Raw genomic sequence first — 14,252 nt, 5'->3', positions numbered from 1 at the left:
GAAAGAATATAGGAAAATTATGAAATTTAAAAAAATTGTGCAGAGTGCGTTGTTGCTAAGCTTATCGTTGCAAGCAGTTGCTAACGAAACCATGATGATAACCGATCATGCGGGCAACAAGGTTGAGATATTAACCCACCCGAAACGTATCGCATCCCTGCATGTGATGTCGACAACGTCTATTTTGTTAGATGTTGATGCCCCGATAGTAGGCACTTCAACTTATATTAAATTACCGGGGAATATGCCTTATATTCGCGGCGGTGAAGAGGTCTTTGGTATTAAATTTGCCGATACGGGTTACTTCAACTACGGTAATAAAGGCAGTGATATCGAACAGATAAAAGCATCAAAACCAGACCTGATTATCGGCACGGTCAAATATCAGAAAAAAATATTTGATAAGCTCTCTAAAATTGCCCCAACTGTATTGATCCAACGGTATACGCCGAACATTTTTGATGCTTATCGCGATGTGGCTACCTGGGTGGGTAAGAAAGAGATTTTCGAACATAATTATGGCCAGTACCAACAAAAAATTGTCCGCTTTAAAGATAAATACGCAGATGAATTATCGGGTAAAACATTTATTTATGCGGTCCCTAGTAAAGGTCAGGCGGAAATTAAGATCCGCCAAAATTCAGGGGTCATTACCCAAGTATTATTTGATTTAGGCTTAACCCGACCAGCATTTTTGAAAGATAATTTTGACCCTGACGATGCGGGTGCCGAAGTGAGTTCTGAACTGATTGAGTCATTAGATGCAGATTGGTTTTTTAGTACCTACACATCGCAGTTAGGCGTGGGTCCGGAGTCAATCGACGCCGGTTTTGATGATGTTGCACCCGGTTGGCAATTTGCCTTAACGGCCTATCAAAACAACCAGTTTATTCGTTTAAACCGTGAACAAGCGTATACGCCGACTTTTGTTTCTGCAGATTATGTATTACATGCATTAGAACAACAGATTTTGAAAAATAGAAAATAGGGTCGAGATGACCCTTTATTTTAATGATCTGATTAATTTTATTCACTGATTTACCAGTTCTTTCATTGTCAAAAAGTTCCCCGTTAATTGATGTTTTACATATTTATTCTGTAAATTATTAAAAACCAAGCATTTAAAACTTGACACCAGTAAGCTAATCAATAAAATAAAGGCAAATAAGAACGATTCCTATTTCAGTTTGTATTTGGGTGGTTACACTCCCATACAAAATATTTTAGCGATGAAATATATCCAATGGATGTATTAAGCTACAAAGGTTTTACTTACATGAACACTCAAGTTAAATTTATATCCGCCGTTATTTCGACAATCCTTTATTCACAAGCGAGCCTCGCACAGGCTGTTCCAGCAGACACTACAGAAACGATGACAGTGGTTGGCTATCAGCAGCACTATAAAATCGATCAGGCTCATGCCGCGATGCGTTCGGATGTCTCCTTGTTAGAAACGCCGCAAATGGTCACAGTGATCCCTGCTGAGGTGTTAGAGGATCAGTTAGTTGTCACCTTAGGTGATGCATTAAGAAATGACGCGAGTGTTTCATTAGGTCGAGTTACATCGGATCGAGAACGCTTTAGTCTGCGTGGTTTTAGCTTGGAAGAAAATACTAATATCCTGAAAGATGGTCATCAGCATTTTGCTAAATACCGGATGCCGATGGCATTAATCGATAATGTTGAAGTATTAAAAGGACCATCAAGTTTATTATACGGTCAGTCAACACCCGGCGGTATCGTTAACTTAGTCACCAAAAAACCATCGAATGAACGTTCAGTTAAATTTGCGGTAAAAGGTGATGACCACGGTTCATTCCGTAACTCGATTGATGCGACTGGCAGCTTGAATGACAATAAAACTATTCGTTACCGTGCCATTATCGAGCAGCAAAAAAATAACAGCTGGCGTGAGTATCAAGACGGCAGCAACTTAGAAAGTGAGTCTGTGGTTGGCAGTTTAGTGGCTGAGTTTGATGTGACTGATGCGCTGACTATCGCCCTGCATTACGATAAATTGGATGATGTTTCTGGTCAGGACAGTGGCGCATTGGTTGATGATAATGGCAATGTGATCGGTGGTGATAACACCATCTGGGATATGCCCTGGACTAAGATCGATGCGCAAAGTGAAAACTACGGTGTGGATGTGACGTATCAAGTGAACTCATATTGGCAAGCGTCGACGGGTTATAATCACCAACATAACGAACGTGAACGTTGGGAAAGTAAACCGCAAACCGGTAAGTATGATCCCGTTGATGGCAGTTATGGCAACAAGCCTTATAACAAGTTAGAAGACTGGCAACAGCAGTCATTCTATTTTGATCTGATGGGCTCGGTGACAACTGGCGGTATTAGTCATGAGTTATTAGTGGGTGGAAACTATCTTTCTTATGAAAAAACGTCATTAAAAGTGAAGGATAAAGCAAAGCTAGATGGCAATATTAACGATGGTATTATTATTGAGCAACCGGTATTAGATTATGCTGATGGTGACGCTGAGAGTGAAGATTATAAGTACTATGGTATTTATGTTCAGGACCTGATGACCTTAAATGATCAGTGGCAGGTACTCGCAGGCGTTCGTTATGACCGTCAGGATAAAACCAATGCGAATAACAATGCGCTATTACCGAAGTTTGGCGTCATTTATCACCCACAAGATAATGCATCAATTTACGCGAACTACAGTGAAAGCTTTGAACCTCTGGGGCGTGTACTTGAAGACGGCCCTAGTGGTAATAATGGTACGGAGTTAGATCCAGTTAAGGGCAAGATGTACGAACTGGGCACTAAATGGCAAGTTATGGATAATAAGTTAGCGATTAACGCCGCTATCTTTGATATTACTCGCAGTAACATCGTGCTGAATGAAGGCACCAAAGATGAGCCAATCACCACTCAGGGCGGTGAACAGCATCACCAGGGTGCAGAGCTTAGCGCGATCGGTAAGGTTAGTTCTAATTTGTCTTTGATCACCTCGGTGATGTATCTTGACGCTAAATATGCGAATCATAATAAGTTAGAAGGCAATCGTCCGGAAGATGTACCGGAATGGACTGCATCAATCTGGAGCAAATATGCATTTACTGAGCAATTATCAGTTAATTTAGGCGCGTATTATGAAGGCGAACGTTATGGTGATGAGGATAATGAATTCTTAAAAGGCAGCTATATCCGCATTGATACCGGGATTAATTACCAGACTTCAGTTGCTGGTAACGCGCTGCAACTTCGTCTTAATATCGATAACCTGTTCGATACCGATTATCTTGCTGGCGGTGAAAATGGCGAGGTAAATGTGGGCGAACCAAGAACCTTTAAATTTGGTATTAGTTATATGCTCTAGCAGCGGGTTACTTTTCTAACTATTAAAATGGCCAATTTCGATTGGCCATTTTTTTATCTCAACGAAAGTATGTCCATTAGTTCGTTACTACCCGCGCAGGTTGTGTCGAATATTGCCAAACCGCCTCTATAGGTTCTCTTCTAGAAAATAAATGTAGATGCGAATCTATAATTGTTTGTTGTTTTTCTAGTTGCTCCTCATCCTTGCTTCGGCATTCAATTAATAATTCGTTGTCATTCACGATCATCATACATCGCCCAACTGGAAAGTTTATCTCTCCATGAGCCTCATTCCATGTTGCTGCCACCTTACGGCTAAAATGTCGGCATAAAACACTCAGGTACTTACTGGCTTTTTCTGTTTCTATGTACGTTATTGCGTATTTCAATGTTTAGTTCCTCTATTAAATTGCAGCATCAGTAATGATCATCGGATAACCTTGTGAGCAGTTCTCTACACGCGCTTTAATGCCATAAATTTGCGCTAGCATGGCGCTGTTAACAACGTCATTTGGTTTTCCAAAATGGGTAAGCCCTGCGTGTCCTAATACCCATACTTGATCACTAAAGCGCAATGCCAAATTAATATCATGGATAGCAATAATGGCGATACAATTGGTGCGTTGTACTTGTTGTTTTAAAGTATTAATGACTTTTAATTGCCAGCGTAGATCAAGGGCACTGGTTGGTTCATCAAGTAATAGTAATTTCGGTGTTCTAGTCAGTACGTTTGCCACCGCCACCATTTGCCGTTGCCCTCCAGATAGTTGCGATAACGGTGTAAGTGCAATATCTGATATTTCTAATTGCTTAAACACTTGAGTAATTAAGGTATTTATCTGGTGTTTTGGCGTTTGCTGGAGATGTAAAAGGCTACTCCTTAACATTTCGAAAGGGGTGAGAGGGGTTGTTTGTGGCAATGCTTGTGGCACATAACCAATATGCTCTAGGCGCTGTTTTGCGGTCATATCACTGAGTGGTAACTGATTTAAACACAGCTCACCTTCAACCTTTAGTAACCCTGCGATTGCTTTTAATAAACTCGATTTACCTATGCCATTGGCTCCGATGAGTGTCACTAGTTGACCAGGTTGTATATGAGGAATTATTATTTGTTCAAATAGCGTTTTTTTACGATAGCCAAGTTTAGCAAACTGGCCATGTAAACCGGCTTGCAGCTCATGCGATGACGCTATTTGTTGTTTGTGCGGTAAAACTATGTGCTGCTTCATAAACGACTCTGACGCGATAAGATTAAAGTGATGAATAAGGGAATGCCTACAATGGAGGTGACGATGCTAATAGGCAGCACAACACCACTAATAAGTACTTTACTGGCAATGGATGCAAAGGACATTAATAACGCGCCAGAGATCGCACTCATGGGCAGAAAGAAAGTATGATCTTCACCCACTAGTAAGCGTGCAATATGCGGCGCAATCAGACCAATAAAGCCAATCTCACCGACAAAGCAAATCGAAATTGCCGTAAGTAATGAGACGCGGATCATAATGCCATAACGCAGCTTACTGACATCAACCCCATTGGCTTGTGCATGCTGTTCGCCGCAGCGTAATAACGTCATTGCCGCGACGTTACGCAGTGCAAGCGGTAAACATATGCATAAACACACGGAGACAATGATAACTGTTAGCCAGCTTGCACGACTAAGCGAACCCATTGTCCAGAATACAATTTGTTGTAGTGCATTATCGTCACTTAAGAATTGTAGAAAGGACACCGCAGCGTTCAAAGCAAAAAATAGTGATATACCAAACAAGACAATAGTGCTGATATTGGCGTTAATGTAGCGGATCACAAGCAAGATGATCATGGTTGCCAATAGTGAAAAAACAAACGCCATGATAGGTAATAGGTATTGATTTGAAATTCCCGGTATTTGTAGATTAAACACCACTACAATGGCTGCGCCTAATGTTGCGGCGGCAGAAATACCTAATGTAAAAGGACTCGCTAAAGGATTGTTTAACGCCGTTTGCATTTCAGCCCCTGCGAGCCCTAAGCAAGCACCGACCACTATCGCCATAAGGGAATAAGGTAACCGAACCTCCCAAACAATGACTTGTTGATAGAGGTCTGCTTGTTGCTGATCAAATAAAACAGATAATACCGTATCTAGTCCCATCTCTGCGGGACCACTACTTAAATCAAACAGTAAAACGAACAGGGTGAAGACCAATAAACTACCAAGTAATAGCCACTTTCGACGTATTTGCTGGTTATACTCCTGTTGTAATGGTATTGGCGAACTATCGTCTGAGTTAATGGCTTGTGTTGATGATAAGCTCATAACAGGTCCTTCGCGCTATTGTGTTTCAGCTCAACCCAATATTGCCCGCTATATTCTATCGGTTGGAATTGGGCATACAGGCGTTTTAACGTGAGTTCTGGATCCAGATCTTTGAATGCTTGAGGATAAAACCATTTTGCCATTTGTTGGACTGCGACAACATTAAATGGCGAATTATAAAAGTGGTGCCAAATGCCATAAGCATTGCCTTGTTGTACGGCTTTTAAGTAGTGTAATTTATAGCTGGTGATCGCACTTGCTAATGTTTGCTGGGCATTTTCTTTGTTACTTGCCGCGCCAAGAAAGATACGATTGCCACCTTGTTCAAAAAAGGCTTTAGAACCAATTGCGGTACCAATATAGATATCGGGTTGATGAGTTAATAAATATTCATAATTAATAATACCATGGGTACCGGGTAGCAAATCTTGAGCAATATTATTTCCCCCAGCGGTGGTGACCATTTCGCCCAACATACCGTGTGACATCGAGTCGCAACAACTTTCAGAAAGCCCTAAGCGGCTATGTAAAAATACGCTTGGTGGTGGAGTGTTGATCGTCGCAAGTGTTTGAGTGACCTTGTCCATTTCTGCTTGGTAGGCGTCGATAAAGATTTCTGCACTGGCTGTATTGTTAAATATCTGTCCAAGTAATCTAATACTCGGTAGGGTATTTTGCATGGGCTTTCGTCTAAAATCGATGAACACAACTGCGATGTCTGCGGCTTCTAATTGCGCGATGACGCGCGCGCTTTTTGAGCCTGGACCGTGTCCCCCTAAACCAAATATAGCTAAATCAGGTTTGAGTGCGATCACTTTTTCGATACTAAAACTACTTGCATCATTACCACCCACTTCAGGAATGTTTTTGAGGTGTGGATATTGCGTTAGATATTTTTGATATCCATCGGCATCATACTTACGAAAGTCAGCCAGCATAGCTGTGATGCGTGATGTTATTTCTGGTTCAACAATGGCGATAGCAGGAATGAATCGACTTTCACCAAGTATGATTTTTTGGGGCTCAAGCGGGACGCTCACCGTTCTGCCACTCAGGTCGGTAACCTGTATATTCATCGCCGATAATGAAAAACACGAAAAAATTGTGAAGAAATATAACAGGTTTTTTAAATTATATTGCACTTTGAGTTCCTTTCTAAAGCCAATAAATGCATAACTACATTTATTGGCTTTAGGTTTTTTATTTAATAAACAAGTTGTTAGAATTGATAAGCAAGCGTTGCTTTAACATTTCGACCGGGTTCATAGTCAGTCATGTTAATTAGCTGACCACGATTAACGGTACCGCTGCGCGATGCATGAGACGCATACTGCTCGTTAAAGATATTGTCGATGCCAAAGGTGAGCGCTAACCCTTCAATTTGACGAGGTAACCATTGCGCATATAAGTTATGCACATCGTAGCTTGGTTTGACAGGTTGGTCTTGAGCGACGTTATCTTCTTCAAGGATAAAGCGAGAATTCCAACCCAAGATGACATCTAATGACGTCAGGTCATAATCAAGATTAAGTCCGATTGAATCACCAATATCAGTACTACGTGCAGAGTCTCGAGAAATAATCGGGGTGTTTGCCGTTTTATCCCAGTTATCTGATTTGGCGTAGGTAAGCTGCGCACCAAAATCATAAATACGGTATAAAATACTTGCCTCAAAGCCTTCGTATTCCACATCACCAATATTTTCAACATCGTAACCATGGTTCTGTGGGTTATATGTTTTTTGGATATAATCGTCGATATCAGTTCTAAATACCGTTAAGTTAGTGGCGATACTGCCATCACCTAAGTCATGTTCAAAACGGAAACCAACTTCAGTGTTCAAGCCTGATTCTGCTTTGATATTAGGATCTAAATAGGTCACCGCTTGATAGTTAATAAAGGTTTCGAGCAGTTGCGGTGCTTTGAACAATTGTCTGCTGTTCGCAAATAGTGTGAATCCATCTGTGATGTCATATTCAGCGGCGAGTGCAAAGCTTATATCATCAAAACTTTTGGTACTGGTAACGGCTTTACGTTTAAAGTAGTCATAGCGAACACCGGGTGTGATAGATAAACTATCAGTAATATTGATTCTATCTTCGACGAATACTGCACCACTGATTGCTTTTTCTTTGGTCTTTTCGGCATTACCGTATTGGCTAATACTTTGTTGCTCGTTACCATCAATACCATAAGTGATTTTGTGGTACATATTCACAAGTTCAACCTGACTTATCGCCGTGGTATTAAATCCGGTATTAATATTTTTCGCATTGTTTTCAGATAATCGATCGCCAGGCCAGCGGATCGTTAATCCCGATTCATCACGGGTTAAATCAATGTGGTTGCGATAGAGGCTACTGGTTAAATACAGCTCTTCATTTTTTTGTAATAAGTAATTTAAACTCAGCGTCTGTCTAATATATTCAGTTGGCATTACGGTCGCTTGTGACAGGGCTTCATTGGCAGAAGAGCCCATGTCAGGTCTTGGGTTATAGTCACCTTTATCTTTATAAAAATCATAAGCAAGGTCGAATCGTTGCTGGGAATCTGGTGCGAATCCGATTTTGAATAAGGCGTTGCCTATGGTGCCGTCAGAGCCGAATGTTGGCGTACCGTCGCCGTCAGAGAAATTGTTTCTATCATAAATGTAGCCATAAACCATGGCATCAAACTTTTCTGAAAGTTGGCCATAAAGTGCTAATGATGCTTGTTGGTAATCATTTGAGCCGTAATTCAGGCTTATGCGACTACCAAAGTCTTCATCTGCCTGTAACAGATCTTGTGCATTTTTGGTGGTGAAGCTAACTGCACCACCAATGCCCCCATTCACCACTGAGTTAGCGCCAACCTGCACATCTGCAGATTTCAAAATATCGGCATTTAAGGTTAAATTACCAATGTGATGGAACATGTTTGCTGACTGTGAGGCGCCATCTAATCGGATCTGTAAGTCTGTTTCATTCATGCCGCGTATATTGATACGCTGATTGACTGAGTGGGTTCCACCAACATCGACCCCTGGTGTATCCCTTAATAAATCAGATAAATGATCGGCTTGTTTAATGGCTATTTGATCATCCCCTAAAAATACCGATGAGCTATTAATTTCAGTCGCCCAAACTGTGGTGGTACTCGTCGTATCTTGCTCGTCATTGGTAGATTCAATATTTGCATAGACATTTATTGGCAATATTAATAATGACAGCTTTAGACAGCGAGTAAGGTAAGACAGTAAATATTTTTTACTTGTTGATGGGATACTGCAAGTCATGAACGAGATCCTGTTGTTTTTATAATAAAAAAGTTGGGTTGTATAAATCATTATTCTTTTTGATAATAATTCTCATTAATGTTAGCATTTTGGACACAAACTAATAGATGAAAGCGTTATTCGAAATCGGCGTTGAATTATGAAAATTGAGCAAACAGGAAAAAGTTCAAATAAAGGGGTGGTTGTCGGTGCGCAGCATATTGCAATGACGGAAGTCGTCAATGGCACCCAAATTATCAATAGAGGTAAGATTAAAAATGAGGTTTTAATTAAGGGGAAATTGGTTAATTTAAAATTACCTTCAGGCATCTTATTGTTTGGTGGTTCAACATTAGAGCAAGACAGTCGAACAGTGTTAGGGAGAGCTGGGCAGAGTTTATCTATTTGTTTGGTGTTAGAAGGTAAGCTGAATTTTAGTTATGGCGATAGTGCATTTGAATTACAGGGCAAAGAAGGAAAAGCCCATGCGGTCGCAGTACGACTTAAGCATGGTATTCCATTCACGCGAACCTTAAAATTAAATCAGCATATTAAAAAATTACATATAGTTTTAACGCCTGAATGGTTCACATTGCAAGGGTGTCAATTACAAGGGTTGCCACTGGCACGGCTACAAACACACTTAGCTGCATTTTATTGGACGCCTTCCACTGATGTTGTTATGGCTATTAATAATTTCTTTATTGAAGAATTGCCTGAGTGGCAAATTGCATTTTCGGCTGAGCGTATAGTGTCACTTATTTTACAGCAAATGTTAAAACTACTTGTTGAGAATAACTCGTTATCAAACTCTGATACAGAAGTCGAAAATCATGATAAACCGCATAACAATAAAGCGATCGGATTAGTGGTAAATTATTTGGAAGAGCAATTACATAATGATATTAATCTGACAGAACTTGCCTATAGTCAAGCGATGAGTATGAGTAGTCTGCAGCGTAAGTTTAAAGCCGAGTTTGGAGTGACGATTGCATTTTATATTAAAGAGCGCAGGTTAGAGCATGTCATGGCGGGTATTAAGAGTGGTCAGATAAACTGTGTCGCTGAAGCGGCTTACCAAGCTAAATATCAGCATAGCTCAAATTTTGTTACTGCATTTAAGAAGAAGTTTGCTGTAACGCCGGGTGAGTTAATGCAGCGTTATAAAAATTAAGCCGCGTCTATTGAGTAATACATAATTAAATCTATCCTGTTTATCGCTATATTTTTACTATATAAAAGTTAACCCTCGCGCTAAAGTGAGCATTTATATTGATTCGCTGCTTATCAAAATTATGAGCTTGTTCAATATTATGGTAACTGTCATGATGAATTTTAACTTTAGATCAAGGTAAGGGTGAATACTAATGACAATTTATTTTCGCGCTTACTCTATTATTCGATTATGGCTGTTCTGGAAACCAGAGTAGCAGCTAACTAATTTTGGCGAGGCTACGGGATCTGTAGTCTGCTATCTGTTTTATTCTACTTATTCCTAGCCTTCATTTTATCTTGGAGGGGTCATGGAACAGACTACTATCACCAGCAATAGCACCAGTACGACCAATAATACAAAGCAACGCACTATTCGTTCAGCTTTACGGAATAAGCTATCAGCCCATAAAATTGGTCTGTTGTGTGCATTTTTTGCTACCTGTTTGTTTTCGACAAAAGGTATTTTCATTAAACTGGCTTATCAATATGGGATCGATAGCATCACGTTAATGACGTATCGCATGTTCTTGTCGCTGCCTTTTTATATCGCCGTATTTGTGTGGATAATAAGAAAAAAACCTGCATTAAAATTACCGATAAAAGCACAGTTTATGCCGGTGATGGGCATTGGTCTTTTAGGTTATTACTTGTCCAGTTATTTTGATCTGCAAGGACTTAACTATATTAGCTCACAGCTAGAACGGTTATTGTTATTTACCTACCCAACAATCGTGGTGCTCCTCAGCTGGCTGGTATTGGGTAACCGCATTAATCGACAAGTGATTGGTGCGCTTATCTTGGCCTATGCGGGGGTTTTTGTACTGTTTTATCATGACTTGGGTAAGCAGGGGGAGGGTGTGATAACGGGATCTTTATTGGTGTTAACTGCGTGCTTTACGTTTGCTTGTTATTTGCTATTTAGTAAAACTAAGATCCAGAAATTAGGCAGTTTAGTTTTTACCTGTATTGCTATGTTTGGCGCCAGTTTTATGATCTTTGTGCATTTTTCCATTGAGCACGATGTCGCAGATCTAAGTATACCTATGCCTGTATTTTGGATATCGCTGTGGTTAGCGATTGGCTGTACTGTGATCCCTTCTTTTTTAATGAGTGAAGCTATTGCTAGAGTGGGGCCTGAGCAAACCTCGATTGTGGGGGGCAGCGGCCCAGTATTAACGGAGTTAATGGCGGTATTTTTACTGGATGAAGTATTCACTATTTTCCATTTTGTAGGTATGTCGATGGTAATTGTTGCTATTGTCTGGTTAAGTGTTAGAAAATAGCCCACATTATCTCAATGTGAGCTGGGCATTTACGTCGTTACGATTTACAGAGGGTTGTATGGTTAAGGTTAAAGTTTGGGACGGATTTATTCGTGGCTATCACTGGTTACAAGTGGGCTTGTTATTTGCATTGTGGTATTGCGCTGATAATGGCGAAATGGAATGGCACTTTGTGTTTGGCTACACATTACTTGCGCTTTGGATCACCCGCTTTATTTGGGGGGTTATTGGCAGTGATACGGCTAAATTCAGTTATTTTATAAAAAGTCCAAAAGCGTTAATCGATTACCTCGCGGATAAAAACAAATTTGACCGGGTTAAGTTTGGTCATAATCCTGCTGGCGCATGCATGGTGCTATTGTTTTTAGCCTTACTTGCAACCCAGTTATTCAGTGGACTGAGTGCCAGTGATGATATCTTGTCAGAAGGTCCATTAGCACAATATTTTTCTGCAGATACGGTCAGCTTCATGACCTGGTTACATAGCGTTAATTTCGACTTACTACTTTGGGCAATAGGCTTACATGTCATTGCCATCGGCACTTATAAATTCAAGAAGCAGCCGCTAGTAAAAGCAATGTTTACTGGCGCTGCAGAATATAAGTTAGTGAATTCTATTATACAGCCTACAATGATGAATGGCTTGGTGGCTTGGCTTATATTTGTGTGCATTGCTGGGATCATTTGGTGGCAATGGGGACATGAAAATTTAGGCTACCTGCTTTATTAGGTCTAACTATTTAAAATAATGTATAAAATGTATTCTTGCAGACATTAAAGTTAATTTTTTAACTTTAATGTCTAAACTTTTAAGCATGTAACACTATTGCTCTCGCCATAGCTCATTCCTTACTATCAGCCCTATACTCATTTTTATGCATGATATTCACGTATTTATATCTGATATATCGATGTTCATTAATATCTATATTCATGGAGTAGAGTAAATGATAGATGAAATACAGTTTTATGAACCGAATGATGAATTTGGTTTTCTGTCTAATTTTGCGCTAGCAGCAGTTAGGATAGACGGCGTTGTATGGCCGAGCAGTGAGCATTTTTATCAAGCGCAGAAATTCAATGATCCGCAATTACAAGGTTTCATTCGCACCGCTACTACACCAGATGAAGCTTTTAGTTTAAGTCGAGAGTATGCACAATTGGTAAAATCGGACTGGATGGCAGTACGTGACGGTGTAATGCGTGATGTCGTGATGGCAAAATTTAGTCAGAATCCATTTTATGCCTACCAACTTGTTGCGACAGGTGAACAAGTATTAACAGAACATTCGCATAAAGACGCGTATTGGGGCGACGGTGGTGATGGTCTCGGCCGTAATGAGCTGGGTAAAATATTAATGGATGTACGTCATCTGTTAGCATCACAAGCGCCGTATAATCTTGTCAGTTATGTTGATAGTGCAAAGTTACCGACCGAATTTGGCACATTTCAGATGAATGGTTTTATCGAACACGCCACGGGTAAAGAGCACTTAGCCTTAGTTTATGGTCAGCTTGATACCAGTAAACCGGTATTAATCCGTTTACATTCGGAATGCTTGACTGGGGATGCGCTATTCAGTGCGCGTTGTGATTGTGGTTTTCAGTTAGCAAAAGCAATGAAAAATATTGTCGCCAAAGGCAGTGGGGTGATTTTTTACCTGCGTCAAGAAGGCCGTGGTATTGGTTTGCTGAATAAGATCAGAGCTTATCACTTACAAGATGACGGTGCCGATACTGTCGAAGCAAACGAACGCTTAGGATTTGCGGCGGATATGCGAGATTATACGTTTTGCCAAGGTATGTTAGGTTATTTGAATATAAATACGGTTAATTTAATGACCAATAATCCGCGTAAGGTAGATGCATTAATGAAAGCGGGTATTAGTATTGCCGAACGCGTGCCGTTACAAGAAGGTCATAACCCGCATAATGCAGGTTACCTTAAAACCAAGGCGAACAAGCTAGGGCATATGTTTGAATCTAATTTTATTAATTGAATGTGATACGTCAGAATAGGTTTACATACACCGATAACTAAGTTGACGACTTATTTACCGGTGTTATGGTATTAAATATAGCGATTAATAATTTCTGTCAAAGTACCTGAATTCGATAATAATAATAATTGCTGATTAATAAATTTTTGGATATCGCCATCCATATTTGGGTCGAGTGCTAAGTAGATAGGATAACTTGGAATCAATGCAGAAAAGTCTTGTAGCTTATAATCCTTTAGGTTCCTTGAAAGCAGCTTAAGATTATATTTAATGCGTGATGTCATTTCAACAAATACAGCATCTTGCGGCATTCTATCTAAGATACGAAAGGCGGCTGCATAATCGTTCACTCGTAATTCTTTAATTTCGCTACTATCAATAAAAGGTTGTAAGCTCGGGTAATCAAAACCATTGAGTAATATAAAAATTTTGTCGTTTATGTCTTTAAAATCACGGAACACAAAGTCAGATTTAGCATGAGTCAATATACTGTGACTCACGGTATAAATAGATATGTCAGATAAGTTCGCTGCTTGCACTCCCCCCCAATTTGGACTGCCATAAGTTATCCAGTTTTTTTCACCACCAGATTCCAATTCTAAGATCATTCTGTTGAACGGATAGGTGTGATAATTAACAGTATATTTTTCAGCAAAGACACTGGATACAATATCTGAAACCATACCGGAATGCTGATTATTGTTGCTTATGATTTGAAATGGCATTGCTTGTTTGGCAATGACATAATAATTAATAGATTCAGCATGAACAGTAAAGCTAGCAAGACAAATCTGTAGAGTTAACATTATTGTAATAAAGCGTTTCATTTTTATGTC

Annotated in this window: 12 protein-coding genes and 1 pseudogene; 7 read left to right on the top strand and 6 right to left on the bottom strand. The window is 39.9% G+C overall.

Annotation, left to right across the window (positions count from 1 at the left end; genetic code table 11):
- The first annotated feature begins 19 nt into the window (after positions 1 to 19).
- Positions 20 to 988 carry an ABC transporter substrate-binding protein gene (locus tag HRT96_RS03715; protein WP_293152391.1) on the top strand — a complete coding sequence of 323 codons (969 nt, stop codon included), beginning with the start codon at positions 20 to 22 and terminating at the stop codon, positions 986 to 988.
- Between the two features lie 288 nt (positions 989 to 1,276).
- The gene (locus HRT96_RS03710; protein ID WP_293152388.1) at positions 1,277 to 3,355 is read left to right on the top strand and encodes a TonB-dependent siderophore receptor; all 2,079 of its coding nucleotides are present in this window, start codon (positions 1,277 to 1,279) and stop codon (positions 3,353 to 3,355) included.
- A 76-nt stretch (positions 3,356 to 3,431) separates the two neighbouring features.
- On the opposite strand, the gene HRT96_RS21915 is transcribed toward HRT96_RS03710, so the two are convergent.
- The 5 genes from HRT96_RS21915 to HRT96_RS03690 form a co-directional block, all read right to left on the bottom strand.
- Positions 3,432 to 3,743, bottom strand: coding sequence for a DUF2218 domain-containing protein (locus HRT96_RS21915; RefSeq protein WP_366051320.1), 312 nt, complete (start codon positions 3,741 to 3,743; stop codon positions 3,432 to 3,434).
- A 15-nt stretch (positions 3,744 to 3,758) separates the two neighbouring features.
- Positions 3,759 to 4,586 carry an ABC transporter ATP-binding protein gene (locus HRT96_RS03705; protein ID WP_293152385.1) on the bottom strand — a complete coding sequence of 276 codons (828 nt, stop codon included), beginning with the start codon at positions 4,584 to 4,586 and terminating at the stop codon, positions 3,759 to 3,761.
- Positions 4,583 to 5,665, bottom strand: a complete 1,083-nt coding sequence (locus HRT96_RS03700) for an iron ABC transporter permease (RefSeq protein ID WP_293152382.1) — start codon at positions 5,663 to 5,665, stop codon at positions 4,583 to 4,585. The genes HRT96_RS03705 and HRT96_RS03700 overlap by 4 nt, the downstream gene beginning before the upstream one ends.
- Entirely contained in the window at positions 5,662 to 6,807 is a 1,146-nt protein-coding gene (locus HRT96_RS03695; protein ID WP_293152379.1) for an ABC transporter substrate-binding protein, read from the bottom strand. Before HRT96_RS03695 ends, HRT96_RS03700 begins: the two co-directional genes overlap by 4 nt.
- Before the next feature lie 77 nt (positions 6,808 to 6,884).
- Positions 6,885 to 8,939: a TonB-dependent siderophore receptor gene (locus HRT96_RS03690; protein WP_293152376.1), complete on the bottom strand. Its 2,055-nt coding sequence runs from the start codon at positions 8,937 to 8,939 to the stop codon at positions 6,885 to 6,887.
- 139 nt (positions 8,940 to 9,078) lie between these two features.
- Between HRT96_RS03690 and HRT96_RS03685 the strand changes: the two genes are divergently transcribed.
- From HRT96_RS03685 to ribA, 5 genes and pseudogenes are all read left to right on the top strand, one after another.
- Complete coding sequence (locus HRT96_RS03685) at positions 9,079 to 10,092, top strand: AraC family transcriptional regulator (protein WP_293152373.1); 1,014 nt, start codon at positions 9,079 to 9,081, stop codon at positions 10,090 to 10,092.
- Positions 10,093 to 10,441: 349 nt separating this feature from the next.
- Positions 10,442 to 11,416 (top strand): DMT family transporter, encoded by a 975-nt coding sequence (locus tag HRT96_RS03680; protein ID WP_293152370.1) that lies wholly within the window; start codon positions 10,442 to 10,444, stop codon positions 11,414 to 11,416.
- Positions 11,417 to 11,474: 58 nt separating this feature from the next.
- Positions 11,475 to 12,146, top strand: a complete 672-nt coding sequence (locus HRT96_RS03675) for a cytochrome b/b6 domain-containing protein (protein WP_293152367.1) — start codon at positions 11,475 to 11,477, stop codon at positions 12,144 to 12,146.
- A 217-nt stretch (positions 12,147 to 12,363) separates the two neighbouring features.
- Positions 12,364 to 12,783, top strand: a pseudogene (locus tag HRT96_RS21910) (NADAR family protein); the annotation flags it as partial.
- The gene (gene ribA / locus HRT96_RS21905; protein WP_366051361.1) at positions 12,775 to 13,416 is read left to right on the top strand and encodes a GTP cyclohydrolase II; all 642 of its coding nucleotides are present in this window, start codon (positions 12,775 to 12,777) and stop codon (positions 13,414 to 13,416) included. The pseudogene HRT96_RS21910 and the gene ribA, both read left to right, overlap by 9 nt.
- Before the next feature lie 71 nt (positions 13,417 to 13,487).
- Here the strand turns inward: ribA and HRT96_RS03665 are convergent, their stop codons facing one another.
- Positions 13,488 to 14,243 carry a transporter substrate-binding domain-containing protein gene (locus tag HRT96_RS03665; RefSeq protein ID WP_293152361.1) on the bottom strand — a complete coding sequence of 252 codons (756 nt, stop codon included), beginning with the start codon at positions 14,241 to 14,243 and terminating at the stop codon, positions 13,488 to 13,490.
- Positions 14,244 to 14,252: the final 9 nt, after the last annotated feature.

This window comes from Moritella sp., from assembly GCF_013215705.1.
GTDB lineage: Bacteria > Pseudomonadota > Gammaproteobacteria > Enterobacterales > Moritellaceae > Moritella.
The sequence above is the reverse complement of the archived record's forward strand: the minus strand, read 5'-3'. Positions and strand labels throughout refer to the sequence as shown.

Coding starts and splice junctions, on each gene's coding strand:
- HRT96_RS03715 (WP_293152391.1), top strand. CDS start 20: ATGAAATTTAAAAAAATTGTGCAGAGTGCGTTGTTGCTAAGCTTATCG.
- HRT96_RS03710 (WP_293152388.1), top strand. CDS start 1,277: ATGAACACTCAAGTTAAATTTATATCCGCCGTTATTTCGACAATCCTT.
- HRT96_RS03705 (WP_293152385.1), bottom strand. CDS start 4,586: ATGAAGCAGCACATAGTTTTACCGCACAAACAACAAATAGCGTCATCG.
- HRT96_RS03700 (WP_293152382.1), bottom strand. CDS start 5,665: ATGAGCTTATCATCAACACAAGCCATTAACTCAGACGATAGTTCGCCA.
- HRT96_RS03690 (WP_293152376.1), bottom strand. CDS start 8,939: ATGACTTGCAGTATCCCATCAACAAGTAAAAAATATTTACTGTCTTAC.
- HRT96_RS03685 (WP_293152373.1), top strand. CDS start 9,079: ATGAAAATTGAGCAAACAGGAAAAAGTTCAAATAAAGGGGTGGTTGTC.
- HRT96_RS03680 (WP_293152370.1), top strand. CDS start 10,442: ATGGAACAGACTACTATCACCAGCAATAGCACCAGTACGACCAATAAT.
- HRT96_RS03675 (WP_293152367.1), top strand. CDS start 11,475: ATGGTTAAGGTTAAAGTTTGGGACGGATTTATTCGTGGCTATCACTGG.
- ribA (WP_366051361.1), top strand. CDS start 12,775: ATGGATGTACGTCATCTGTTAGCATCACAAGCGCCGTATAATCTTGTC.
- HRT96_RS03665 (WP_293152361.1), bottom strand. CDS start 14,243: ATGAAACGCTTTATTACAATAATGTTAACTCTACAGATTTGTCTTGCT.